Origin of the sequence: uncultured Winogradskyella sp., from assembly GCF_947496485.1 — a bacterium.
In the GTDB taxonomy this organism is placed as follows: domain Bacteria; phylum Bacteroidota; class Bacteroidia; order Flavobacteriales; family Flavobacteriaceae; genus Winogradskyella.
Genome location: NZ_CANMCZ010000005.1, coordinates 67,720 through 93,798, shown reverse-complemented (window position 1 = coordinate 93,798; position 26,079 = coordinate 67,720). Strand labels below are relative to the sequence as shown.

At 33.2% G+C, this 26,079-nt stretch carries 19 protein-coding genes; 10 read left to right on the top strand and 9 right to left on the bottom strand.

Annotated features, from left to right (window positions below; genetic code table 11):
• Positions 1-74: 74 nt before the first annotated feature.
• The 3 genes from Q0822_RS14675 to Q0822_RS14665 all read left to right on the top strand — a co-directional run bounded on the left by Q0822_RS14675 (position 75) and on the right by Q0822_RS14665 (position 3,487).
• A complete protein-coding gene (locus tag Q0822_RS14675) occupies positions 75-689 on the top strand; it encodes a bifunctional nuclease family protein (protein WP_299124963.1) in 615 nt (204 codons plus the stop codon).
• A 15-nt stretch (positions 690-704) separates the two neighbouring features.
• Positions 705-2,504: a nucleoside transporter C-terminal domain-containing protein gene (locus tag Q0822_RS14670; protein ID WP_299124961.1), complete on the top strand. Its 1,800-nt coding sequence runs from the start codon at positions 705-707 to the stop codon at positions 2,502-2,504.
• 158 nt (positions 2,505-2,662) lie between these two features.
• Positions 2,663-3,487 (top strand): thymidylate synthase, encoded by an 825-nt coding sequence (locus Q0822_RS14665; RefSeq protein ID WP_299124958.1) that lies wholly within the window; start codon positions 2,663-2,665, stop codon positions 3,485-3,487.
• A gap of 85 nt (positions 3,488-3,572) precedes the next feature.
• On the opposite strand, the gene Q0822_RS14660 is transcribed toward Q0822_RS14665, so the two are convergent.
• Positions 3,573-3,875 (bottom strand): isoamylase early set domain-containing protein, encoded by a 303-nt coding sequence (locus tag Q0822_RS14660; protein WP_299124955.1) that lies wholly within the window; start codon positions 3,873-3,875, stop codon positions 3,573-3,575.
• A gap of 285 nt (positions 3,876-4,160) precedes the next feature.
• On the opposite strand from Q0822_RS14660, the gene Q0822_RS14655 reads away from it, so the two are divergent.
• The 3 genes from Q0822_RS14655 to Q0822_RS14645 all read left to right on the top strand — a co-directional run bounded on the left by Q0822_RS14655 (position 4,161) and on the right by Q0822_RS14645 (position 9,746).
• Positions 4,161-5,093, top strand: coding sequence for a dihydrofolate reductase (locus Q0822_RS14655; RefSeq protein ID WP_299124952.1), 933 nt, complete (start codon positions 4,161-4,163; stop codon positions 5,091-5,093).
• 165 nt (positions 5,094-5,258) lie between these two features.
• Positions 5,259-6,143 (top strand): ABC transporter ATP-binding protein, encoded by an 885-nt coding sequence (locus tag Q0822_RS14650; RefSeq protein WP_299124950.1) that lies wholly within the window; start codon positions 5,259-5,261, stop codon positions 6,141-6,143.
• Between the two features lie 21 nt (positions 6,144-6,164).
• Positions 6,165-9,746 carry a M1 family aminopeptidase gene (locus Q0822_RS14645; RefSeq protein ID WP_299124948.1) on the top strand — a complete coding sequence of 1,194 codons (3,582 nt, stop codon included), beginning with the start codon at positions 6,165-6,167 and terminating at the stop codon, positions 9,744-9,746.
• A gap of 56 nt (positions 9,747-9,802) precedes the next feature.
• Here Q0822_RS14645 and Q0822_RS14640 read toward each other — a convergent pair whose 3' ends face one another.
• Positions 9,803-10,198: an SRPBCC domain-containing protein gene (locus tag Q0822_RS14640; RefSeq protein WP_299124946.1), complete on the bottom strand. Its 396-nt coding sequence runs from the start codon at positions 10,196-10,198 to the stop codon at positions 9,803-9,805.
• Positions 10,199-10,264: 66 nt separating this feature from the next.
• On the opposite strand from Q0822_RS14640, the gene Q0822_RS14635 reads away from it, so the two are divergent.
• The 3 genes from Q0822_RS14635 to lspA are packed head-to-tail and all read left to right on the top strand — an operon-like array spanning position 10,265 to position 13,264.
• The gene (locus Q0822_RS14635) at positions 10,265-11,824 is read left to right on the top strand and encodes an FAD-dependent protein (RefSeq protein ID WP_299124944.1); all 1,560 of its coding nucleotides are present in this window, start codon (positions 10,265-10,267) and stop codon (positions 11,822-11,824) included.
• A 42-nt stretch (positions 11,825-11,866) separates the two neighbouring features.
• A complete protein-coding gene (gene fabD, locus Q0822_RS14630; protein ID WP_299124941.1) occupies positions 11,867-12,760 on the top strand; it encodes an ACP S-malonyltransferase in 894 nt (297 codons plus the stop codon).
• A gap of 12 nt (positions 12,761-12,772) precedes the next feature.
• Positions 12,773-13,264, top strand: a complete 492-nt coding sequence (gene lspA / locus Q0822_RS14625; RefSeq protein WP_299124939.1) for a signal peptidase II — start codon at positions 12,773-12,775, stop codon at positions 13,262-13,264.
• Positions 13,265-13,389: 125 nt separating this feature from the next.
• Here the strand turns inward: lspA and Q0822_RS14620 are convergent, their stop codons facing one another.
• From Q0822_RS14620 to Q0822_RS14590, 7 genes are all read right to left on the bottom strand, one after another.
• Complete coding sequence (locus tag Q0822_RS14620; protein ID WP_299124936.1) at positions 13,390-14,157, bottom strand: hypothetical protein; 768 nt, start codon at positions 14,155-14,157, stop codon at positions 13,390-13,392.
• 17 nt (positions 14,158-14,174) lie between these two features.
• Positions 14,175-15,629 carry a RagB/SusD family nutrient uptake outer membrane protein gene (locus Q0822_RS14615; protein ID WP_299124934.1) on the bottom strand — a complete coding sequence of 485 codons (1,455 nt, stop codon included), beginning with the start codon at positions 15,627-15,629 and terminating at the stop codon, positions 14,175-14,177.
• Positions 15,630-15,638: 9 nt separating this feature from the next.
• Positions 15,639-18,806 carry a TonB-dependent receptor gene (locus tag Q0822_RS14610; RefSeq protein ID WP_299124912.1) on the bottom strand — a complete coding sequence of 1,056 codons (3,168 nt, stop codon included), beginning with the start codon at positions 18,804-18,806 and terminating at the stop codon, positions 15,639-15,641.
• Between the two features lie 576 nt (positions 18,807-19,382).
• Entirely contained in the window at positions 19,383-20,918 is a 1,536-nt protein-coding gene (locus Q0822_RS14605; protein ID WP_299124911.1) for a helix-turn-helix domain-containing protein, read from the bottom strand.
• Positions 20,919-21,196: 278 nt separating this feature from the next.
• Positions 21,197-22,477, bottom strand: coding sequence for an amidohydrolase family protein (locus Q0822_RS14600; RefSeq protein ID WP_299124909.1), 1,281 nt, complete (start codon positions 22,475-22,477; stop codon positions 21,197-21,199).
• Between the two features lie 7 nt (positions 22,478-22,484).
• A complete protein-coding gene (gene galE / locus Q0822_RS14595) occupies positions 22,485-23,507 on the bottom strand; it encodes a UDP-glucose 4-epimerase GalE (RefSeq protein ID WP_299125306.1) in 1,023 nt (340 codons plus the stop codon).
• Positions 23,507-24,667 carry a DegT/DnrJ/EryC1/StrS family aminotransferase gene (locus tag Q0822_RS14590; protein WP_299124907.1) on the bottom strand — a complete coding sequence of 387 codons (1,161 nt, stop codon included), beginning with the start codon at positions 24,665-24,667 and terminating at the stop codon, positions 23,507-23,509. The genes galE and Q0822_RS14590 overlap by 1 nt, the downstream gene beginning before the upstream one ends.
• A 125-nt stretch (positions 24,668-24,792) precedes the next feature.
• Here Q0822_RS14590 and Q0822_RS14585 point away from each other — a divergent pair, with 125 nt between their 5' ends.
• Positions 24,793-26,028 (top strand): glycosyltransferase N-terminal domain-containing protein, encoded by a 1,236-nt coding sequence (locus Q0822_RS14585; protein WP_299124905.1) that lies wholly within the window; start codon positions 24,793-24,795, stop codon positions 26,026-26,028.
• Positions 26,029-26,079: the final 51 nt, after the last annotated feature.

The following is a 26,079-nucleotide window of genomic DNA, read 5'->3' as shown; positions in this document are numbered from 1 at the left end:
TAGCACCAAATCGAAATCATACGATGCAGTTTGGTAAAGTCCTAATTTAAACAGTTCTTTGTGTTTTTTAATTTATGAGCTTAGTTCGTTTAAATATCAAAGGAATTTCTTACAGTCAAACCCAGAATGGTGCTTATGCATTAATTCTAAATGAAGTTGATGGTGACAGAAAATTACCAATCGTCATTGGAGCTTTTGAAGCTCAATCTATTGCTATTGCATTAGAAAAGGAAATTCGTCCTCCACGTCCATTAACACATGATTTGTTTAAAAACTTTGCTGACCGCTTTGATATTGTGGTGAAGCAAGTGATTATTCATAAATTAGTTGATGGTGTCTTCTACTCAAGTTTAATCTGCGAACGTGATAAAATTGAAGAAATTATTGATGCAAGAACAAGCGATGCTATTGCCTTGGCTTTACGTTTTCAGGCACCAATTTTTACCTATAAAAACATTTTGGATAAAGCCGGAATCTATCTTAAAGTGAATCCTAAAAAGGAAGATGAAGAACAAGATAGCATACTCGTTGACGATCTTATTGCAGAAGAAATTGAAGCTGCAACAGTTGAACAAGAAGGCTACAAAGATAAATCTCTCGAAGAACTTAACACCCTTTTAGACGAAGCTGTAAATAATGAGGATTATGAAAAAGCTGCTAAAATAAGAGACGAAATTTCTAAACGTTAATTAACATCAACTTTTATGACTAATTTTTTCAAAGCCCTATTTGCTATATTTATTGGACTTTCAACAATTACAGCACAAGAGCTTGAAAAACCTAAAAATGATTCCATATACATTGGAGTTGTAAAAGACTCTCCTATTCAAATAGATGAAATTGAAGATTCTAAACTCAATAATTGGCAATTATCTGAATATGTAATCTATGAAACCTATCCTGATAGTATTTTAGACCAGAAAGAATTTATAAAAGGTAAAGAATTTTTAAACCTTAATAAAAATGGTGAATACATATCTGTTCTTAACAGCATTTTCAAAAAAGGGGTTTGGCTTCAAAATAACAACCTTTTAGTTTTTAAACAAAAAGTACCATCCACTGTAGATGTTTATTATGAGATTCTTAAGCAAGATTCTAATATGCTTCAAATAAAAAATGGAAATGAGGTCTTAACCTATGTTTCAGAAAAGCATGAGAATTATGTTATACAAGAAACCTCAACTGATACTATAATTGAAAGTCAAGGTTTTACGTTTACCAGTTTATGGAGAGGTGTATTAGGCATGGTTTCATTAATATTCATTGCCTTTTTATTTAGTAGTAATCGTAAAGCTATCAATTGGAGGACTGTGGGAATTGGCTTAGCATTTCAATTACTAATTGCGATTGGTGTATTAAGAGTAGATTTTATTAAAAATGTATTTGAAGCTATTGGACAAGTATTTATTAACATCCTAGACTTTACAAGAGCTGGTAGTGAATTTCTGTTTAGTGGTGTTATGGATGTAAATTCTTATGGTTTCATATTCGCTTTCCAAGTATTACCTACCATACTATTCTTCTCTGCTTTAACTTCGGTATTGTTCTATCTTGGAATTATACAGAAGGTTGTAAAAGCCATGGCTTGGTTATTATCTAAAGCTTTAAAAATCTCTGGTGCAGAAAGTCTTAGTGTTGCAGGTAATATTTTCTTAGGACAAACAGAAGCACCTTTATTGATTAAGGCCTATTTAGAAAAAATGAGTAAGTCCGAAATACTACTCGTTATGATTGGAGGTATGGCAACTGTGGCAGGTGCCGTACTTGCAGCTTATATTGGCTTTTTAGGCGGAGATGATCCGGTTCTACGTTTGGTATATGCTAAACACTTATTAGCCGCATCAGTAATGGCAGCACCAGGTGCTATTGTCATTTCAAAAATATTATTTCCGCAAACAGAAAAAATCAATACAGATGTATCTGTATCACAAGAAAAAATAGGTACTAATCTATTAGACGCCATAGCAAACGGTACAACCGAAGGTTTAAAATTAGCCGTAAATGTTGGAGCAATGTTACTAGTATTCGTTGCTTTTATTGCCATGATAAACGGCATTTTAGGTTGGGTTGGAGATGTAACTTCTCTTAATAGTTGGATGGCAGAAAACACACCATATCAGAATTTTTCACTTGAAGCTATTTTAGGAACTGTCTTCGCACCTCTAATGTGGTTAATTGGTGTTGCTAAAGAAGATATGATGATGATGGGACAGCTTTTAGGAATTAAATTGGCAGCTAGTGAATTTGTTGGCTATATCCAGCTAGCAGATTTAAAAAACGCAACAAATGCGACTCACCTTACTTACCAAAAGTCTATAATTATGGCAACTTACATGCTTTGTGGTTTTGCAAACTTTGCTTCTATTGGTATTCAAATTGGTGGTATAGGATCGTTGGCACCAGGTCAACGTAAACAACTTTCTAAATTTGGAATGAAGGCCTTAATTGGTGGTACAATTGCTTCATTGATTTCTGCAACTATTGCAGGAATGATAATTGGGTAACCCAATTCCTGTGAAAACAGAAATCTTATAAATTATAGTTAATAACTTCTTATATCTAATGAAGCTTCAAATATAAAATTTTGAAGCTTTTTTTTATTTTTATCACCCGCAAAAAATTAAGTTTAATTAAAGAGATTCCCACTTTCGTGGGAAAAATTATGAAACAATACCACGACTTAGTAAAACACGTTTTAGCAGAAGGCAACGAAAAAGGAGATAGAACAGGCACAGGAACGAAAAGTGTTTTTGGTTATCAAATGCGATTTGATTTAAGTGAGGGTTTCCCAATGGTAACAACTAAAAAGTTGCACCTTAAATCTATTATATACGAATTGCTTTGGTTTTTAAAGGGAGATACAAATACAAAATATTTAACCGAAAACGGAGTACGTATTTGGAATGAATGGGCTGATGAGAATGGCAACCTTGGACCAGTTTATGGACATCAATGGAGAAATTGGGCAAGTGAAGAGATTGACCAAATTAAAGAAGTTATAGCCACCTTAAAGAATAACCCAAACAGTCGTAGAATGTTAGTTTCGGCTTGGAATCCTTCGGTGTTACCAGATACGTCTAAATCGTTCTCTGAAAATGTAGCTAATGGCAAAGCCGCTTTGCCTCCATGCCATGCGTTTTTTCAATTTTATGTTGCTGATGGTAAACTATCTTGTCAACTCTACCAACGTAGTGCAGACATATTTCTAGGTGTACCATTTAATATTGCATCTTATGCTTTGTTTACGATGATGATGGCTCAAGTTTGTGGATTTGAAGCTGGTGACTTTATACACACCTTTGGTGATGCGCATATTTATAATAACCACATGGAACAACTTGAATTACAATTATCTAGAGAACCGAGACAATTGCCTAAAATGATTTTGAATCCAGAAATTAAAGATATTTTTGATTTTGATTTCGAAGACTTTACTCTTGTGGATTATAACCCTCACCCACACATAAAAGGAGTTGTTGCAGTTTAATTTTTTTAGATTATTATAAAAACAAAAAAGCGTCTCGATATAAATCGAAACGCTTTTTTTAATGTCTTGTTCTTAAAGGAATATCCTATAAATTTATAACACCATTCTCTGCTGCTGCAAAGTCATTCCAAGCATAAGAATCTGCTTGCTCGTCGTTCTGGTAAGTCTTACCATCAACTAGGTATCTAAATTCATAAGAATTTTCACTTGCTAAATCAACAGTGCCTTTGAAAGTACCGTTCTTTAATTTTTTCAATTTTGTAGCTTTTTTAGTATTCCACTCGTTAAAGCTTCCAACAACCGCTACACTTTTTGCCTCCTCTGCAGGAACAGAAAATGTCACCTTACAAACTGGCTTACTTTTTAAATACTGCTTTTTAATTGCCATAATAATAAATTTAATTACATAGCAAAAGTATAAAAGAAATTTGCAGATAATATCGATTAAAAGCCCAAAGATTAAAGAATTATCAATTTCATAAAATAGAGATTACTTTTTCTTTAAGTCTGCAAAATTTAAACAGTAATTTTAACGGATTAGTAACACCCTAAAATATCCTTACTGCTTGATTTTCAACTATATCGTTTTCGAAAAATTGAAATATTCAAACTTTAGATTTTACGATAACGTTTTAGTGAAAAAAAAGTATCTTTACTCTACAAATTAGTGACTATGTTCGGTAAGAAAAAGCAAGTTTCAACTATAGATAAAGACCAATTAGAGCTCATTGAAAATGCCCAAAAACGCATTAAACAGAAAAAGCGTTTGTATATTCATTTTGTCATCTTTTTAATTGGTGCTGTATTTTTAATTATTGCCAACACAGTTTTGGGTATTGGTAAGGATTTTACCATCGCAGGAATTAATTGGTTTGTCTATGCAATTCTGGCTTGGCTAATTTTATTCTTATACCACTTTATTAATGTGTTTATCACTAATAAATTTATGGGTAAAGACTGGGAAAAACAACAGCTCGATAAATTAGTGAATCTACAACAAGCTCGTATTGATAAGCTAAAACAAAACTTCTTAAAAGAGGAAACAAAAATAGCGCAAACACAAGCTTATAATGAAGCTAAAGATTTGCCTCAGCCTTCAGAAAAAAAAAATTCCAATGAATTAACTATTATTGTTGCCGCTGGAGAAAATAATGCTATTGGCAAAGATAATAGTCTCATCTGGCATTTGAGTGATGACCTTAAGCGTTTTAAGTCCTTAACTAATGGACATCATATCATCATGGGACGTAAAACTTTTGAAAGTTTCCCAAAACCGCTTCCTAACAGAACTCATATTGTTATAACCAGACAAACAGATTATGAGGTTCCGAGTGGTGTTATCGTAGTTAATTCATTACACGACGCTGTTGATGCAGCTAAAAATGATAAGCAACCGTTTATTATAGGTGGTGGTGAAATCTACAAGCAAGCCATGCCTTTGGTCGATAAACTTGAAATCACTAGAGTACATTCAATTTTTGAAGATGCTGATACATTTTTCCCTGAGATTGATAACACCAAGTGGACAGAAGTTAGCAGAACAACTCATGATGCTGATGATAAGCATACCTATGCGTTTTCTTTTATTACGTATTTGAGAAAATAAATTATTTTACTTATTTGTAAAATGAATAGACAACCATTTCTCTTTTTCTAGCGTCTATATATAGAGACAGACATATCTTGTGATTTATGAAAATCGAATTGGATTGTAACTCTTTTCAATTTAGGTCGTCTTATTACAAACTAATCAATCAAAAATAACTTTCCTATGAGTAAATTAAAAATCAATAATTTATCAAAAACCTATTCTAACGGTGTAAAAGCCTTAGACAATGTAAGCTTAGAATTAGAAAATGGCATGTTTGGTCTTTTAGGTCCAAATGGCGCAGGTAAATCGTCTTTAATGCGAACACTCGCCACTTTACAAGAAGCTGATTCTGGTACAGCCACTTTAGATGATATCGATATTTTAAATCAACCTGCAGAAATACGAAAAGTATTAGGCTACTTACCACAAGAATTTGGAGTGTATCCACGTATTACAGCAGAACAATTATTAACTCATTTAGCCATTCTAAAAGGAATTACCAATTCCAAAGAACGCAAGCTTCTTGTAGATTACTTGTTGAACAAAGTCAATCTTTACGATAAGCGTAAAAAATCAGTAAAGGGTTTTTCTGGTGGAATGAAACAACGTGTTGGCATTGCACAAGCACTTATTGGAAACCCCAAACTCATCATTGTAGATGAACCAACTGCAGGATTAGATCCTGGTGAGCGTAATCGTTTTTATAATTTGTTAGCTGACGTAGGTAAAGAGGTCATAGTTATTCTTTCAACACATATTGTAGAAGATGTACACGAATTATGTACCAAAATGGCAATTATGAATTTTGGCGAAATCGTTTATCAAGGTTCACCAAAAGATGCAACAGAAGCTCTTAATGGTAAAGTATTTCAAAAAATAGTTAGCAGAGATGAACTTGAGAACTATGCTAATAAATATAAAATTATTTCAAATAAAATGGTAGGTGGACAACCGCTTATTCATGTATATGACGACAAACATCCGCAAAATGGATTTGAACAAGTGGCTCCTAATTTAGAGGATGTATTCTTTTCTAAAATCAACACGTCTAACGTACTTGTCTAATCAATCCTAACCATTTTAGTTATGTTTAAAACATTTTTTCTTTCGGAATTAAAGTATACACTTAAGCAACCTATGGTGTATATATTTATCTTCATCCTAGGACTGATGGAGTTTTTTGCCACAGTAAGTGACAATGTACAAGTTGGTGGGGCTATAGGTAATGTCTATCGTAATTCGCCATATACACTAACACTTCATGTGACCATCTTTTGTATTTTCAGCTTACTTATGGCAGCTGCATTCTTTAATAATGCTGCATTAAGAGATCATAATAACGAATTCAACGAAATACTATTTACAACACCTTTAAGCAAACCAGGTTACTTTTTTGGTCGCTTTTTTGGTGCTCTTTTCGTATCTACTTTACCATTGCTAGGTGTATTTATAGGAATGCTTTTAGGTACGTATATGAATTCTATTTTCGGATGGATAGATGAATCTCGTTTTGGACCATTCTATCTTGAGACCTTCGTAAATAACTACCTGCTATTTATTCTTCCAAATATGTTCTTGGCTGGCGCAATAATTTTTGCGATGGCGAATAAATGGAAAAGCACAGTCATATCATTTGTTGGTGGCTTAGTTATTATTGTAGCCTATATTATTTCTGGCTCATTAATGTCTGATGTAGATAATGAATCCATTGCTGGTTTATCTGATATCTTTGGAATTAACACGTATTCTATAGAAACCAAATATTTTACTCCTGCTGAAAAAAATACGATTAGTCCAGGGTTTTCCGGAGTACTCTTCTGGAATCGATTGATTTGGACGGGAGTCGGAATCATTATTTTAATGCTGTCCTACTTTAGTTTTTCTTTCAAAAAGAAGAATAAAAAAGTGAAAAAAGAAAAGGTAAACGCTTCTAGTAATGAAACCGTATTTTCTTTACCTCAACTTAATCCTTCATTTTCAAAAACAACGAACTGGCTTCAATTTAAAAGTTTCTTCTATACCAACTTTTTGAGTATTGTAAAGAGTATCACGTTTAAAATACTATTCTTATTCTGTATCATCATATTGGTAGCAGATTTGAGTGGTGGTTTTGAGTATTTTGGATTGCAATCTTATCCGCTAACTTATAAACTTATTGACTCTATTAAAGACAACACAGATATATTCATCATTATCATTGTTGTGTTCTTCAGTGGTGAGTTAATATGGCGCGATAGAGACTATAAAATTAATGAAGTTGTAGATGCTACTGCGCACACATCCTTCATTTCAATGGCAGCAAAAGGATTGTCTTTGGTAAGTATTGCTTCTATAATAAACATTTTCTTTTTAGGCTTTGGTGTTATTTACCAATTACTTCACGGCTTTACGCGTATAGAGATTGATGTTTATCTGTTAGATTTTTTCTATGATAATTTACCCTTATTTATTGCCTTTGCTGGTGTAACAATATTGGTGCAAGTATTATCTAGCAATAAATACATAGGCTATTTTATTGCCATATTAATCCTTCTTGTGTGGGAAATTGTCCTAAGTATATTAGACTTAAATTCTAACATGTTAGATGTTGGTGGTGGACCATCTACATTTTATTCGGATATGAATCGTTTTGGACCCGGAGTAAAGGGTGCATTATGGTTTAATCTTTATTGGGTTTTATTCTCAGTAATAGCCTTATTAATTGCTGGTGCACTCTGGAATCGTGGTTCAAAAAGTTCGCTTTTAACCCGAATAAAAACAGCTAGAAAAGAAGTGCCTAAAAGTTATAGAGCTGTTATAGCAATTTCTGCAATTGTCTGGATTGGAGTTGCAAGCTTTGTGTATTACAATACGCAAATTGTAAATCCGTATCGCACTGGTGATGAGCAAGAGCAGCTTATGGCAGATTTTGAAAAGAAGTATAGTAAATATAGAGATGCTACACATCCTAAGGTCACTAATGCAAAATACTATATTGACATATTTCCCAACGAAAGAGATATCCATGTAAAAGCAGATATAGAATTAGTAAATGAATCTAATAGTATTATTGATTCGCTGCACTTTTTCGATGGTGAAGGATGGGATACTAAACTAAATATACCTAGTGCAAGCATTGTTTATAAAGACACTACGTACTTATATAATATTTATAAATTAAGTAAACCGTTACAACCTGGAGACACAATTGTAATGCAAGTAGAAAATAAATATATTACTAAAGGCTTTCAAAATGGTACTGGTAATACCATGATTATAAAAAATGGAACTTTCTTTAATAACAGAGAAATTCTACCAACTATGGGATATAACGAAGGTTATGAGCTTAGTGAAAAAAACATACGTAAGAAGTATGGTTTAGAACCAAAAGAGCGTACGCCAGAATTAACTGCTGAACTTTCAGAATTACACAATCGTAATTATTTGAACAATGGACAATCCGATTTTATAAATGTTGAAACTATTATTTCTACAATTAAAGAGCAAACGGCCATTGCGCCAGGTTCTTTAATTAAAAAGTGGGAAGAGAGCGATAGAAGTTATTATCATTATAAAACAGATACACCATCTTTGAATTTCTACTCGTTCATGTCAGCTGATTATGAAATTAAAAAACGCAAATGGAATGGTATTGATATCGAGGTTTATTACGATGAAAAACATCCTGAAAATGTTGACATGATGCTGGATGCTGTAGAACGCTCTTTAGCTTATTACACAGAAAATTTTGGACCATATTTTCATAAACAATGTCGAATTATAGAGTTTCCACGTTATGCCTCTTTTGCGCAAGCATTCCCAGGAACGATGCCATATTCTGAAGCTATAGGTTTCGTTATTAATCTTGAAGATGAAACCGAAAACAATGTTGTAGATGCTGTTATTGCTCACGAAATGGGTCACCAATGGTGGGCACACCAAGTTATTGGCGCTAATATGCAAGGAGGTACGATGATGAGTGAAAGTTTTTCTGAATATTCTTCTTTAATGACTATTAAGAATATCACCGAGAATCCTATGAAAATGCGTCAATTCACAAAGTACGATCACGATCGTTATTTACGAGGTCGAAGTGGTGAACGTATTAAAGAAGTACCATTATATAAGGTAGAAAATCAAGGTTATATTCATTATGGAAAAGGTAGTGTCATTTTATATGCCCTTCAAGATTACATAGGTGAAGATAAAGTTAACTTGGCTATGAAAAACTTCTTAGAAGAGTATCGCTATAAGAAACCACCTTATCCAACATCGTTAGATTTCTTAAAACATTTAGAACCACAAGTTCCTGATTCTTTACAATATTTAATCACTGATTGGTTTAAGGAAATTACATTATATGATAACCGCTTAAAAGAAGCTAATTATAAAGCGTTAGATAATGGCAAGTATGAAGTGACTTTAGAAATTGAAAGCGCAAAGATTAAATCAGATAGTTTAGGTAACGAAACAAGAGTTGCTATTAATGATTGGATTGATGTTGGGTTCTTTATGGATGATGATGAGGAAAATTTATACGAACAAAAGCGTTTAAAATTTAATAAAGAAAAAACAACTTATACTATGCAGTTAGATTCACTTCCTGCTAAAGCTGCAATAGATCCAAGACATATTTTAATAGATCGCGTTTATAAGGATAATATTAAAAGTATTAGCCTAGAAGAATAAAACAATTCATCTAAAAAAAGCACCCTTCCTATTAATTTAGGAAGGGTGCTCTTTATTTAATCGTTATTTATAACTTCAAAATAACGCTTCATAGGCTCAAAGTAACTCTCACTCCAACCTTTTTTGTAGTGCTCACCAGATTCTGGAACATTTGTATGCGTTAAGGTCAATGTTGTTTCTTCTCCTTGCTCAGATAGCAATATCTCTATTTGAGAATCACCTTCATTATCTTCAAAGTTTTTTGTTCTCCAAGCTTGTACTATTCTATTGTAAGGCTCTAATTCTAAGTTCTTTCCTTTGATATAACCATCCCAAGCCGTAAACGTATCACCTACTTTGTCCGAAACAAAAGCTGCACCACCTGTCATTTTACTATGACGCTGTGTACTCAACCAGGACTTATAAATTTGTTTGGGTGTTGCTTTAATATTAGTTGTTAATGTAAACTCCATAAGTCTAAGTTTTTATATTTCGTTGGTTAGATTTTTATACCTAATAAATATAACTAATTTCGCACTATGATAAAAGCCTTGCAATTACGTATTAATCTTCATGAAGAAGGAAAACCTGATGGATTGCTTAACAAAGCAGCTTATGACTTGGGTATGAAAACTTCTGATATTTCTGGAATTAAAATTCTGAGAAAATCAATTGATGCACGCAAGCGTCAAATTATGTTTAACTACAAAGTTGAAGTTTACATCAACGAGCCTGTTCCTGAAACATCAGATTATATATTTGATTACAAAGACGTCTCAAAAGCAAAGCCTATTCATATCATTGGCTTTGGACCTGCAGGAATGTATGCAGCATTACGTTGTATTGAACTAGGTTTTAAACCAATTGTTTTAGAACGTGGTAAAAATGTACAAGAGCGTCGTCGTGACTTAAAAGCTATAAATCAAGATCACATTGTTAATGAAGATTCTAACTACTGTTTTGGAGAAGGTGGAGCTGGCACTTACAGTGACGGTAAACTTTATACCCGAAGTTTAAAAAGAGGGGATGTAAGACGAATTTTTGAAAATTTGGTGTTTCATGGCGCCACAGATCAAATCCTAGTGGATGCACATCCACATATCGGCACGAATAAATTACCAAAAGTGGTTCAGAATATTAGAGAAACTATTTTGAAATATGGAGGAGAAGTTCATTTTGAAACCAGGGTTACAGACTTTACTATTAAGAATAATAAAATTGTTGTTATTCAACTTCAAAACGGAAATGAGCTCAATGTTGAAAAAGTCATTTTAGCAACAGGGCACTCAGCACGAGATATTTTCTATTTACTGAATGATAAAAATATTGCACTAAAAGCGAAGTCATTTGCTATGGGAGTTCGTGTTGAGCATCCACAAGAAATCATAGATGGTATTCAATACCACTGCAAAGGAGAACCACGAGATGGCCTATTACCTGCTGCAGCATATAGTTTAGTTGAGCAAGTTAATAACAGAGGCGTTTATTCTTTTTGTATGTGTCCTGGCGGATTTATAGTTCCGGCAGCTACGGCAGATGGTGAAGTGGTAGTCAATGGTATGTCTCCATCAAAACGAAATAATAAGTTTGCAAACTCTGGTATCGTTACCGAAATTAATATCGATAGAGATTTATATAAATACGAACAATTTGGAGCTTTAAAGGCTTTAGAATATCAGAAAAAATTAGAACGCTTGGCTTTTACAGCTGGTGGACGACGACAGTCAGCACCAGGCCAGCGTCTCACGGATTTTGTAGAAGGTAAGTTATCTTCGAACTTAAATGAGACCTCTTATCAACCTGGTTTAAAATCTTCTCCGCTACATTCCTTACTACCTAAATTAATAGGTAGTTCTTTACGAAAAGGGTTTAAAGCTTTTGGCGAAAAAATGAAGGGCTATTATACTGAGGAAGCTAATATAGTTGGTGTAGAATCTCGTACTTCATCTCCAGTAAATATTCCAAGAACTGAAACTTTAGAACATCCAGAAATCACAAACTTATATCCATGTGGAGAAGGTGGTGGTTATGCTGGTGGTATTGTTTCTGCTGCTATGGATGGAGAGCGTTGTGCAGAAGCTGCTACTTCTAACTTATAAGTTTAATATTATTCCTATTTTTGCATCTTAAATTTAAAACTAATGAACGCATATATATTTCCGGGTCAAGGAGCTCAATTCTCAGGAATGGGATTAGACCTATACGAGAATTCACCTTTAGCTCAAGAGTTATTTGAAAAAGCTAATGATATTTTAGGTTTTCATATCACTGATGTGATGTTTGAAGGTTCTGCCGAAGATTTAAAGGAAACTCAAGTCACACAACCTGCTATCTTTTTACATTCTGTAATTTTAGCTAAAACTCTAGGAGATAGTTTTAAACCAGATATGGTTGCTGGTCACTCACTTGGTGAGTTTTCGGCATTAGTTGCGGCTGGAGCATTAACATTTGAAGATGGTTTAAAGCTCGTTTCGCAACGTGCTCAAGCCATGCAAAAAGCTTGCGAATTACAACCAAGTACCATGGCCGCTGTTTTAGGTTTAGATGACGACGTGGTAGAAAAAATATGCGCAATGACAGAAGGTATTGTAGTTGCTGCAAATTACAATTGCCCTGGTCAATTAGTGATTTCTGGAGAAGTTGATGCTATTAATAGAGCTTGTGAAGCAATGAAAGAAGAAGGTGCAAGACGTGCTTTGGTCTTACCAGTAGGTGGAGCATTTCACTCACCATTGATGGAACCAGCTCGCGAAGAATTAGCTGCTGCAATAGAAAATACAATATTTAATAAACCAAACTGCCCAATATATCAGAATGTAACAGCTTCAGCGATTACAGATGAAAACGAAATAAAAGCGAATTTAATTTCGCAATTAACTGCACCTGTACGCTGGACACAATCTGTACAACAAATGATTGAAGATGGCGCTTCCCATTTTACAGAAGTTGGTCCTGGCAAAGTTCTACAAGGCCTAGTTAGGAAAATAAATAGAGAAGCCGAAACCGCTTCTGCAACATTTGAAACTAACTCATAATCACCTATTGTTTTGAATAGAAACTTATTTATTGTACTTCTAATAGCATTTAATATTGCTATTGACCAGATTTCAAAAATTATAGTTAGAACAACCATGGTTAGAGGAGGTAAAGGCGAAATCAATGTTATAAAAGATTACTTTCAATTAATTTGGGTTGAAAATCAAGGAGCTTTCTTAGGTATGGGTAGTGATATGAATCCAACTTTAAAACTTATTTTTCTTCTTATATTACCTACTTTAGTTCTTGGCTATGTAATTTATTACATCTTTAAAACAAAAGAATTAGATCGTTTGAGTTTAATTGCCTTTTGTTGTATTGTTGGTGGAGGTATTGCAAATGTCTTTGATCGTATAGTTTTTGGTGAAGTGACAGATTTCTTTTTTATAAAAATTACAGAAACAATTAAAACTGGTATTTTTAATGTTGCTGACCTCTCTGTTACTACTGGAATGATTATGTTATTATTCAGTGGTCTTTTTGGTAAAAAGAAAACGGCCTAAAACAATTCTTAGTATAAAAATTTAATTACAATTATAACCAGTTATAGTTTAGAATAAAAATAAATCAAAAAAGGTTCTCATTATCACGAGGCCCTTTTTTGATTTATAAGCTTAGCATAAACACTTTATGGTGCAGTAAAACTTGTAGCTTCGTTAGCACCAAAGGAACCTCCAGTAAAAAATTCTTCACCATTAAGTGTTAAACTATAAGATCCTGAGCCAAAATTACAGCAAATACCATCAGAATAAGCATCATAAATAACGAAACCAAAATTACCACTGCCAATACATAGTCTTATTTGTATTGTTTGATCATCCAAATCCCCGTAACCGCCACCTGATTCTAATAAGACTGGAGATACTCCATTGAGATCGTAAAGCTCCCAACTCGTTTCTTCGGCATAATTATCAAACGTTATATCAAACAGTAATTCATTGATAGGACATACTATTTCAATACCCATGACAATAGAGTGAGGAGATAAATCTGTAACAGAATTAGCAAAATCCAAAACCAATCTACTACTAGAGTCGAGACCATCATCTGTAATGGTCACATCAAACTCAACTGAACTTTGATTTGCTGGAATTATTACTGAAGCTGGCACAGTATAGAGACTTGCATCTATATTTGTTCCTTGGCTAGGATCATTAGGGTCTAATGGTACAACTGCCAATTCTATAACCCTATCTGAAGAAGAAATTCTAGAACTATAAATTGATATTGGATGTGTACTAGAATCCCCTTGGTTGACTTCGAAAGCATAATTATCATCTTGAAAACTTATGAAATCATAATCGGAAACACTTGGAACATCAGGTTCTATATCATTGTCACAAGCAACAATTAATAAAGCAAATAAAACCAAAGCTCCTAATAAAACTTTTTTCATATTATTTTTTTTTAAAATTAAATATTGTTAAATCCTGCATAGTTCTCATTTAAATCTATTTCATCCTCTGGGATTTTTAAGAAAAATAGATTGCTATTAGAAGGTATGTCAATAGAAATTCTATGAATATCATTTCTATTTATAGGCAGATTATAGCGTTTAGCATCAAACCATTGAGGTCCAAATTCTCCATAAAACTCTTTTTTTCTTTCTAGCAAAATTTCATTCAATAGTGCTTGTCCAGAATTGGTCGTAACAATAGAATTAGAATCTCTAGCAGATTGCAAAGCAAACAAAAGGTCTCTGGCTTCTTGTATATTTCCAAGATGGTATTGCGCTTCTGCATCAAACAAAACCATTTCTGACTTTCTTATTAATGGAATATCAGAACTAAAAGTAAATGCATATTTGGTTGAAACAAACTCTCTCCAAGGTGTTGTAGCTGAGACACCATATATATCTATAAAAGTATTTCTAACATCTGTTGAAGAGAATTCTGATACAAAATCTGGATCTATGTATGAGGCATTATAACTCAAAGTTAAGTGATCCATCATAGGAGCGGCATGCCCCCAGAAAAAGTTAGTCTCATCTGATCCATTTTGAAATAAAGCCCATATCCATTCTTGGTCTTGCATATCTCCAAAACCAGCTCCCCAGTTAGATGATTGGACTGCCTGCATAGCATTGCCGCCATAGGCACTTCTAGCTAAGTCTGAAACTCTCGCCCAATTGTCTTGAGTTACAGCATACACACGAGTTAAAACGGCTTGAGCAACAGCCTTATTAATAAAACTCTTACCTAATCTAGAATCTGGTAAATCTGCAACAGCATCTTCTAAATCTTGAATAATTTGCCCATAAACTTCACTCATAGGCATTGGAGGATTACCTCCAACGGTCTCTAATGATGTAGGAGTCGTATAAATAGGTATTCTTTCTAAACTTCTATCATTGTTGTAATTTGGAGCAAAATCTAAAGCCAATTCAAACAAGTGAAAACCTCTAAAAAACTTACCTTTTGCAATAAACTCTCTTTTATCGTCATCACTTAATCCATTACTATTATTAACTCCAAATATTAATGTATTCGCAAAATTGATATTCTCATAATTAAAATCCCAAGTAAAGTTTGTTCTTCTAAAATTAGGTTCCCTATTTTCATGTCCATAGTCAAATGTGTACCAACTAAAATCTTGAATTATATCATTCCCCTTTACAGCTCTTGCAAAATACATAGCGTATAAGCCTCCAGCATCTACATTTCCATATTGGCCTTTATAATTTGATAAAATCCCATTTACAAAAGTTTGAGCATTATCCCTTGTAGAGAAAATTAATTCATCAGTAACTCCTGTAGTGTCTGAAGGTTCTTCAATAAAATCTTTTTCACAAGACAAAAAAGTACTTGTAACGATTACAACTACAATTGGCAGTATAAACCAAAATTTGTTATTCTTATTTTTCATCATTTTTATTTTTTAAAATTCAATTAATGTCCCAAACGTAAATGTTCTTTGTAGAGGTGATCTGTTGGCTGTAAGCCCATTAAATGCTTGCTCTGGATCTATACCTCCATGCGTTTGCCAGGTCAACAAATTATCTCCTTGGAAATAAACTCTTACGGACGATAAACCTATATCCTCTAAAGCAACTTGAGGTAAATTATAACCAACAGTTAAACTTTTAAGACGCACATAGTCGTTTTTAAACAACCACCTTGTTGATTGAGAGTTAAAGTTATTATTAGAAGTAGTTAACCTTGGGAAATCAGTAATGTCACCTGGTTGAGACCATGCGTTAAAGTTGTCTGGATGAGCTGATGCTCCTACTGCATCAAAATTATTAACCAATCCAGAATAATCGGTATCTAACAAATACCCACCCAAACTGAAATTAAACAAAGCACTAAGATCAAATTGCTTGTATCTTAAGTTTGTATTGAATCCGCCTTGTATATCAGGTAAGGATTCCTTTCCTGTTTCATAACGAGTTGCTTGGTCATAGTCGTTTGTAACCGCTCTTCCAGTAACATTTCCATTTGCATCTAGAACATCTTGATACCATAGTGCATCACCATTTGCCGGGTTAACACCAGCCCATTCCCTGATAAAAAACTCAAAAAGTGAATTTCCTGGAGCCCATAACTTGGTGCCTTGAACTTGTCTATCTGTAAATGGAGAAACTTGAATAATCTCATTCTTCAATAAAGAAAAATTACCACCTACACTCCAACTGAAATCATTCTTAGAAAGTATATTACTATTTAAAGTAACTTCCCAACCAGAGTTTTCAATTATACCAGCATTTGCTCTAACAGTTGGCACACCTGGTGATGGAGTAGCTGTAATATCCTGAATTAAATCTTCACTTCTTCTTTTAAAATATTCTACAGTTCCTCTAAGTGCCCCATTAAATATCGTAAAATCCATACCCAAATTAAAGTTTGTAGAAGTCTCCCATTGTAGAGATGGATCTGGCAAAGTGCCAGATGGCAAATTAGCTGGCTGGCCTTCTACAGGAGATATCACTACGCCTCCAAAATTTGCTCCTCCAAACAAGAAACTAGTAGGGAAAAATCCACCTGGAATACTAATATTACCTAATTCCCCATACGATGCTCTAAGCTTAAGGCTGTTTAACCAATCTAGATCCTCCATGAAGCTCTCATTTGAAACATTCCACGATCCACCTATAGAGAAAAATTCACCAGTATTAAAGTCTTCATTAAATTGAGACGATTTATCTTGTCTAAAAGACCCTTCAATAAAATATCTACTATCATAATTATAAGCAAGTCTTCCTAGCGAACTAACTATTCTACGCTCAGTTCTAAAACCACCAAAAGATTCAGCTACAGTTCCATTACCTAACTCTTCCTGGCCAGGCAAAAATCCTGTGGCAGATGCTCTAAATGTATCCGCTGTTGTAGTATTAGCTTCAAAAATTACATCAAATGAAATTGAGTGTTTATCACCTAAAGTCGTTTTATAATTCAACGCTTGTACTGCATTTAGACCGGTTGTAACGTTTCTAGCCTTACTAACACGTCCTCCTACATTAGAAGCAGCACCAATCTCATCATCATTGAAACTATGACTATCAAAAACAAAATTTTCGTAATTCAGCGTAGTTCTAAAAGTGAAGTTATTTAAGAATTTCATTTCAGCATATGCAGATCCTAGAAAGTTTGTTCTTATTCGTTGTTCACTACCTAATAATATAGAAGCTAAAATATTTTCACCTTGGTTAGTTGGCCTATTAAAGTTAACTGGCTGACCAATTGGCCTTCCGTTACCATTACCTAAATCATATATAGTATTACCATTATCATCCAAAATTAAACTACCATTAGCGTCTCTTACAAAGAGTGGATAAATACCATTAACATTATATATCCATGAGATAGCTTGCGTAGTACTTCCAGAAGTTTGGTCAGGATTATTAGAATAAGACCTCGAATAACCACTTGTAATTCCTAATTTAAGCCAATCATTAACTTGTGTATCTAATCCGACTCTTGAAGCTATTCTTTCAAAATCTGATTTAATTACTGGTCCGTCTTCACTTAAGTAATCGACAGAGAAAAAATAGTTCGTATTTTCTGTACCACCAGAAATATTTATATTGTGATTAATCCTTGGAACATCTTCTCTTAACACCGCATCTTCCCAATCAGTATCCCACAATAGATTAGCTCCTTGAATTAAATTACCATCTGGACCTACTGGGTTATTTTGACTATATGGATTATAACCTAAAGTCGGAATCAAATTGTTTGAAGCATTGTTAGCCGCATCTGTAGATAATTGACCTGAATTATATAAGTTATCATTTCTAAGTGCAGACCACATTAGTTTTAAATAATCTTCAGAATTTACAATATCATGAATACCCACAGCAGGATTAGAAATACCATACTGAGTTCTTACTCTTACGCTAGTTTTAGTATTCTTCTTTCCTCTTTTAGTCGTTATTAAAACAACTCCGTTGGCAGCTCGTGACCCATAAAGTGAAGCCGAAGATGCATCTTTTAAAACAGATATAGATTCAATTTGATCTTGACTAATCGTATTTAGGTTACCTGTAAATGGTGCGCCATCTATTACAATAAGTGGACTATTTGCTCCATTAAAACTACCGAAACCTCTAATAACAAAATTTGGATTATTTCCAGGCTGACCGCCAGCTGTAATTAAATTTATACCAGCCACAGTTCCTTGTAAAACTCTTAATGGTGAGGTAACTTGTTGTTTCTCTAGTGTTTCACTTGAAACTACGGCAACAGAACCAACAATAGCCTCTTTCTTTTGGGTACCATAAGCTACTACAATGACCTCATCCAATTCATTGTCCGATTCCATACTTACATCAATCACATTTGCTGTTGCAACTGTTATCTCTACAGTTTTTTGACCTACATATGAAAACACCAAAATATCACCTACCGATGTCGTAATGGAGTACTTTCCATCAAAGTCACTTTGTACACCTCTTGATGTCCCTTTAATAATAACATTAGCCCCTGGCAATGGGAATCCATCAGAAGCGGTTGTAACAGTTCCAGTAATTATCTTTTCTTGTGCAAATCCCATTTGAATTCCAAGAAATAAATACAACAGAACCAAACCATAATTTTTTACTTTCATAAATTTTAATTTAAATTATACAGTTAGCTTGTTGCAAAAAGAAAGGTTGGCAGTGAAGTATATTTTAAAGACTAACTTAAAATAATTACTCTGATGAAATTAAAGTTAACATGGATATTTCATAATTAAAGCAAGGCTACACTGCCTCCCTTTGCAATTGCTTAAGTAAAAGAACCAAGAAGAGATTATATTTAGGTTAATGACTATAAAGATTTACTAATACCGATAGATAATTACTATGTATTTACCATTTTAACGACACTAAGAGAAGGGTTGGAGACAAAGATTAAAAACAGTATAATGTTTTTAGATAAAATTGAGAGTGAAATTTCTGAAAAGTAAAGAGTCATTAAAAATAATCCCTAAAGACTATTTTTGATAATTATATGAGTTTACCCTCAAGACACAAGTTTTCTATATCTGCCACATATAGTAATAACTTATAAGCATTATCTATTAGTTTTTTTAAGTTTATACCTACTTAATAAAACAAATGTGTAGATAGAGAATAGTTCTCAATTACATAATTCAACTATTCTCAAGAAAGAAAAAAAAGTAAGATTGATATTTAGGACTCTAAGCAAAACGCATGGATCTTAAATAGGAGGAAGGCGTTTGATTCATGTGCTTCTTAAACGCCTTGTTAAAAGTTACTTTATTATTATACCCCACTTCATATGCCACTTCTATAATATTTAGGTTACGCTTCTGGTCTTTATCAAAAATGTCCACTGCTTCCATAATTCTAAAATAATTTACTAAATCGTAGAAACTCATGTCAAAATGCTCGTTGATAACCTGTGATGTATTGTGTCTTGTTGTCCCTAAAGTCTCTGATAGTAACTCCAAGCTTATATCATTATTTTTATAAACTTTATCATTAGTAAGCATACCCATAAGCCTTTCTTTAAGTTCTTTAGAAAGACTAGGTGTAAGGTTAGACTTCTGGTATTTTATCGGTAATTTATTACTACTATTAGAATTGCCGTTTGCATTCATAATAATTTCTGGTCTAAGACCTGACATTAATGCTATATAAAAAATCATAGCAATCATAAAAATTGCTTTTAAATAAGTAAAAGGTGTATATTCTACAAATCTAACTACAACTGCGCCATGTAAGATATAAGCTAAGGCATAACACACAAAAATAATCATAATGCTTCGCTCCCACAGCGCTCTACTTTTGACTTCAGAATTTTCTAATTTTCTATTGTCTGTTTTGTTTTTATAAACAATATAAATTCCTGCCGCATAAAGGCATAATGACAAAGCTTTTAATAAAACTATTACTTTAGTGCCAATTAAAACAGACTGTGTATTATCCATTTGTAAGTAAAACTTTTCAGTACCACTTAAGGTATAAAATGGTATGAGCCAAATTATCAATATTAATGTTGGTATTAAATGAACAGAATCTTTAAACGATAATCTGTAATTCTGAACAACTCTCTTAAAATAAAAATAGAGTAACGGTCCATACAAAAAGGAAAAAGGTGTTGATATATAAAAAGAATGAGGAAACTTTAAATTGTAATTTGAGACAAACAGACTTATATGCAACATAAATACAGAATGAAATAGTACGAACAACCCTATTAGCATAACTGATGTTCTATCTAAGTTCTTTTTTCCAAAAAGTACTATGACCATAAAAATTCCTATAATACCTGTTAATGCATGTATAATGGCAAGAAAATTAAACTGTGGTTTATATTCATTAATTAAATCACTGTATGATGCTTCTTTTTTTATGTCTGAGAACACATGATCATTTAAGATTGACAAATCTTGAGTATATTTTATATACTTTTTTATGTGCTTTGAAGCCTTTTCTGCATTATTATTTTCAGAGTACAAAATGGCTAGAGTCTTATTTACAGAAACCGAATCTATTGTGTTTTTAGACAGCAAAGACTCGTTAATTTTAATCAAGTTTTCACGTTTTAGAGAGTCTTTCGCTTTCTGATATTCGAGAATACTATCTAATTCTTTATTTGATAATTCTTCGATTTTAAAATTATTATACGGTTTTCCATAGACTGTTGCGTTACTCTCATTAAAAAACAAGAATAAGACTACAAATATTACTATTCGTCTTAGAAAAGCCATTTTTAGGTTTTTAGTTGATTAAAAGATAGTTGATATATCTTAAAGTTATATCCAACAGACGAAATAAAATCTTAAAACCTTCTTAAAAATGACATAAATGTGTAAAAACCGATAGAAGTTTACCTTTTTTTAGCATTTTACACAATAAAAGAGTAAAAATCCAAGAAATAGCTTAATGTGTCAGTTAGCAGTCTAGACAATACTTAACTTTGCTATAATACGCTTAACGATATTTAGGAAGTACTTTTTTAGGTGACTTTCGTAGATAAATAGAGAAACTACTGATTTTTATAAATCACGCCATTTTTCATAACAAAAGAAACATTTTCCATAGTAGAAATATCCTTAGTTGGATCTTCATCAACAGCAATAATATCTGCCAAATAACCTGCTCTTATCTGCCCAATTTTATTCTCCATTTTTAAAATCATAGCATTTGTAACTGTTGCACTTTGTAGGGTTTCCATTTCAGGCATTCCAGCTTCTACCATATAACCAAATTCTTTACCATTATCTCCATGATAAAAAACAGCTGCGTCTGTACCAAAGGCAATGCCTACACCAGCTTTGTATGCTCTACCAAACATATCTTGAATTTTAGGACCAATATCTAAAGCTTTAGGAACTATAATTTCAGGGTAGTATCCTGCAATTTTTGCTTTTTCAGTAACAAATTTTCCTGCAGTTATTGTTGGCACTAAATATACGTCGTGCTTTTTCATAAGTTCCATAGTTTCAGAACTCATCAATGTACCATGCTCTATTGTTTTTACCCCGCCTATAATAGCACGTTGCATTCCTTCATCTCCATGTGCATGTGCCGCAACATGAAAACCATAATCGTTTGCCGTTTCACAAATTGCTTTTATTTCTTCAATAGAAAACTGAGGGTTCTGTCCGCTTTTCGCAACACTCAACACACCGCCTGTTGCTGTAATCTTAATTAAATCCGCACCGTTTTTGTAACGCTGTCTCACCGCTTTTTTTGCGTCTTCCACTCCATTAACCACGCCTTCTTTAGGTCCTGGATTACCCATAATACTTTTCTTAGCACCATTTGTTGGGTCTGCATGCCCGCCTGTAGTTGCTAATGCTTTTTCAGCTGTGAAAATTCTCGGACCATCTATTTTTCCTGAGTTTATTGCATTTCTTAGGGCAACATTAACACCAGAACCACCTAAATCTCTAACAGTTGTAAAACCATTCATTAAAGATACTTTTGCATAGTTTACAGAATTAAAAGCCACATCAGCATCATTCAATGTATAATCTTCTAAATACGATTTTGGATTGGTTTCACTTTCAATATGAACATGCATATCAATTAAGCCTGGCATTACAGTTTTAGATTTTAAATCAACAACTGTATCTTCTGAATTCTTTGAGTTAATATAACCATTTTCAACAGAAATAATCTTATTGCCTGAAACTACAATCGTTTTCTCTGTAAGTACTTTACCGGATTTGGTATCGATTAATTTACCACAATGTAAGTATGTATTTTGTGCAGTAAGTGACACTGTAAATATTAAGACTAGGATTTTAAGTAAAGTTTGCATATTAAATTTATTTATTTCTAATTTTTTGTTCCCATTTCCAAGCCGAAGCCATGGCATCATCTAAGGTCAGTTCTGTTTTCCAACCTAAAATATTATTAGCTTTAGAGGTTTCTGCATATGCCGAAATAACATCCCCTTCTCTTCTATCCTCAATTTGATACTTTAATTTTTTACCTGAAACTTTCTCAAAAGATTGAATAGCTTCTAAAACTGAACTTCCAGTTCCGGTTCCAAGATTAAAAAATTCAAAATTAGAATCGTTTTTACTACCTATTAAGCGCTGCAAAGCAACAACATGTGCTTTAGCTAAATCCACAACATGAATATAGTCTCTGATACAAGTTCCATCCCGTGTAGCATAATCACCACCAAAAACAGATAATTTCTCTCGTATACCAATTGCCGTTTGTGTTATATATGGCACTAAATTTTGAGGTACTCCAACAGGTAATTCACCTATTTCGGCAGTTGGGTGTGCACCAATAGGATTAAAATAACGTAAAGCAATTGCATTTACATCTCCATTTGCTCTGCATGTATCTCTAATAATTTCTTCACCAATCTGTTTAGTGTTACCATAAGGAGATTCTGCAGGTTTTACATGAGCATTTTCTGTAATTGGTAATTCATCAGCTTGTCCATATACTGTACAAGAAGAGCTGAAAATAAAATTCTTTTTATTGAGCTTAGTTAATTCTTGGAGTACATAAATTAATGCATTGATATTGTTTTCATAATACTTTAAAGGATCATTTACACTTTCACCAACCGCTTTACTTGCAGCAAAATGAATAACTCCAGCAATATCATTATGACGGTTAAAGAAATCTTTAACTTCTGACTTTATCTTTAAATCTAATTTTTCAAAAAGTGGTTTCTTGTTAGTTATTGTAGTAATACCATCTATAACTTCAACAGAAGAATTAGACAAATCATCAATGATAACAACGTCAAAGCCTACATTCTGTAATTCTACAACGGTATGCGAACCAATAAAACCTAAACCACCAGTGACTAAAATTTTCATAATTAAGAATTCCTATCAATAAAGCTTAAAACTGTAGATGTAATAAACTCTATCTGCTCATTATCTAATTCGGTATGCATTGGTAAGGAAATCACTGACTTTACTAAGGAATTTGTAACTGTAAAATCTGCTTCGTTATAGCGTTCATCTGCGTAAGCTTTTTGTCTGTGCAATGGTATAGGATAATATACTCCACAAGGAATATTTTTTTCCTGTAGATGCGCAACTAAAGCATCTCTATCTACTTCTTTTAGGTTTAGAGTGTATTGATGAAACACATGACAGTCGCATGTCTCGCAGATACCATTACATTGAGTTCTTCCACTTGGGATTATAATTTTTGGGTGATCTCCAAAAGCTTCATTGTATTTTCGTGCAGCATTTTGCCTTGCTTTATTATAGTCATCAAGATGCGGTAATTTTGCATCTAAAACCGCCGCTTGTATAGAATCTAATCTCGAATTCACTCCTACAACATCATGATGGTATCTTTCATACATACCATGATTTACTATACCTCTGATTGTATGTGCAAGATCATCATCATTTGTAAAAATAGCTCCACCATCTCCATAACATCCTAAATTTTTAGATGGAAAAAATGACGTAGAAGCCACATGACCTATAGCTCCAGTTTTTGTTTTAGAATCATCCTGATGCGTGTAATCTGCGCCTATACCTTGCGCATTGTCTTCGATAACATATAAATTGTGTTCTTTCGCTAAATCCATTATAGCATCCATTTCAGCAGCTAAGCCGAACAAATGAACAGGCACAATCGCTCTTGTCTTTGGAGTAATTGCTTTCTTAATAGCGTCAATATCTATATTAAATGTTACAGGATCTACATCTACTAAAACGGGTGTTAACTGCAACAACGCAATAACTTCAACAGTTGCGGCAAAGGTAAAATCTGCTGTTATCACTTCATCACCAGGTTTTAATCCCAAGCCCATCATAGCAATTTGCAGAGCATCTGTTCCGTTAGCACATGGAATAACATGTTTTACTCCTAAGTAATTTTCAAGATTTTTTTGAAATTGATGTACTTTCGGTCCATTGATAAAAGAGGCACTATTCATCACCTCTTCTATTGAAGGATCTACAACATCTTTTATTTTTGCATATTGACCCTGAAGGTCAACCATTTGAATTTTTTTCATTCTTAAGACAACATTTTTAGTGTATGTGTAAAAAAGCCTAAAGCTCTTAGCGAAAATACGAAATTGTAATGGCTGAGCCAATGCTTTTAATTGAAAGAACTGTATTTTAGCACAAATCTTTGTTTTTGAAAGGACTCTATTCCATAGGAATTTACATTGCAAGTTTTGCGATTAAAATTGCAGGATTATTCAATTCTAAATTGAAACAAGGGGTCATTGGTAGAAAAAGCACCTTTACAAAGCTTAAAAATGCTATTAAACCAGAAGACAAAACATTTTGGTTTCATTGTGCTTCGCTTGGTGAATATGAACAAGGTTTACCTGTTTTTGCAGCTTTAAAAGCCCAGTATTCTGATTATAAAATAGTTTTGTCATTTTTTTCCCCTTCGGGTTATGAGGTTAGAAAAAATGCCCAAATAGCAGATGTCGTAGTTTATCTTCCTCTCGACACCAAAGCGAATGCAAAACGATTTCTAGATCTCGTCAGTCCGGATTATATTCTATTTGTTAAATATGATATTTGGCCTAACTTTTTACATGAAATAAAAAGGTGTCAGCTAAAGGCAATTCTTATTTCTGCTGTTTTTAGAAAAGACCAAACTTTTTTTAAATGGTATGGTAGTTACATGAAATCTGCTTTATTTGGATTCAGTCATATTTTTACGCAAGATGAAAATTCTAAATCATTACTCAAAAATATTGATTATAACAGTGTTACTGTTTCTGGTGATACACGTTTTGATCGGGTTTCAAATCAATTAAAAATTGACAATTCTGTTTCGTTTATTGAAGATTTTAAGGTCAATAAATTATGTGTTGTATTAGGTAGTACTTGGCCAGATGATGATAAATTATATCTAGATTTTATAAATAAAAATCTTGACTTAGACGTTAAATTTGTGATTGCACCACATAACATAAAGCGCAGTTATATTACATCATTAAAATCGCAAATAGTTGTTAAAACAATTTGTTATTCAGAATTGCCTAGCGAAAACCTACCTGACTATAAAGTATTTATTCTTGACACTATTGGTTATTTAAGCAAAGTTTATAGCTATGCTCATATTGCTTACATTGGTGGAGGAGCTGGCTCAACGGGATTGCACAATATATTAGAACCAGCCGTCTTTGGTATACCAATACTTATTGGAAAAAACTATGAAAAATTTCCTGAAGCAAAAACGCTTATAAATTTAGGAGGTGTAAAATCAGTTTTAAGTTCTTTTGAGTTGGAATCCGTTTTATATAAACTAATTGAAGATAAACCTAAGCGCACAGCACAAGGCCTAATTAACAAAAACTATATAGATAAAAATAAGGGAGCAGTAGTCCAAATACTTAATTATATACGTATATAGCAAAACGTATATATGGAATAATTCAATAAATTCGTTGAAAATTCAATGAAT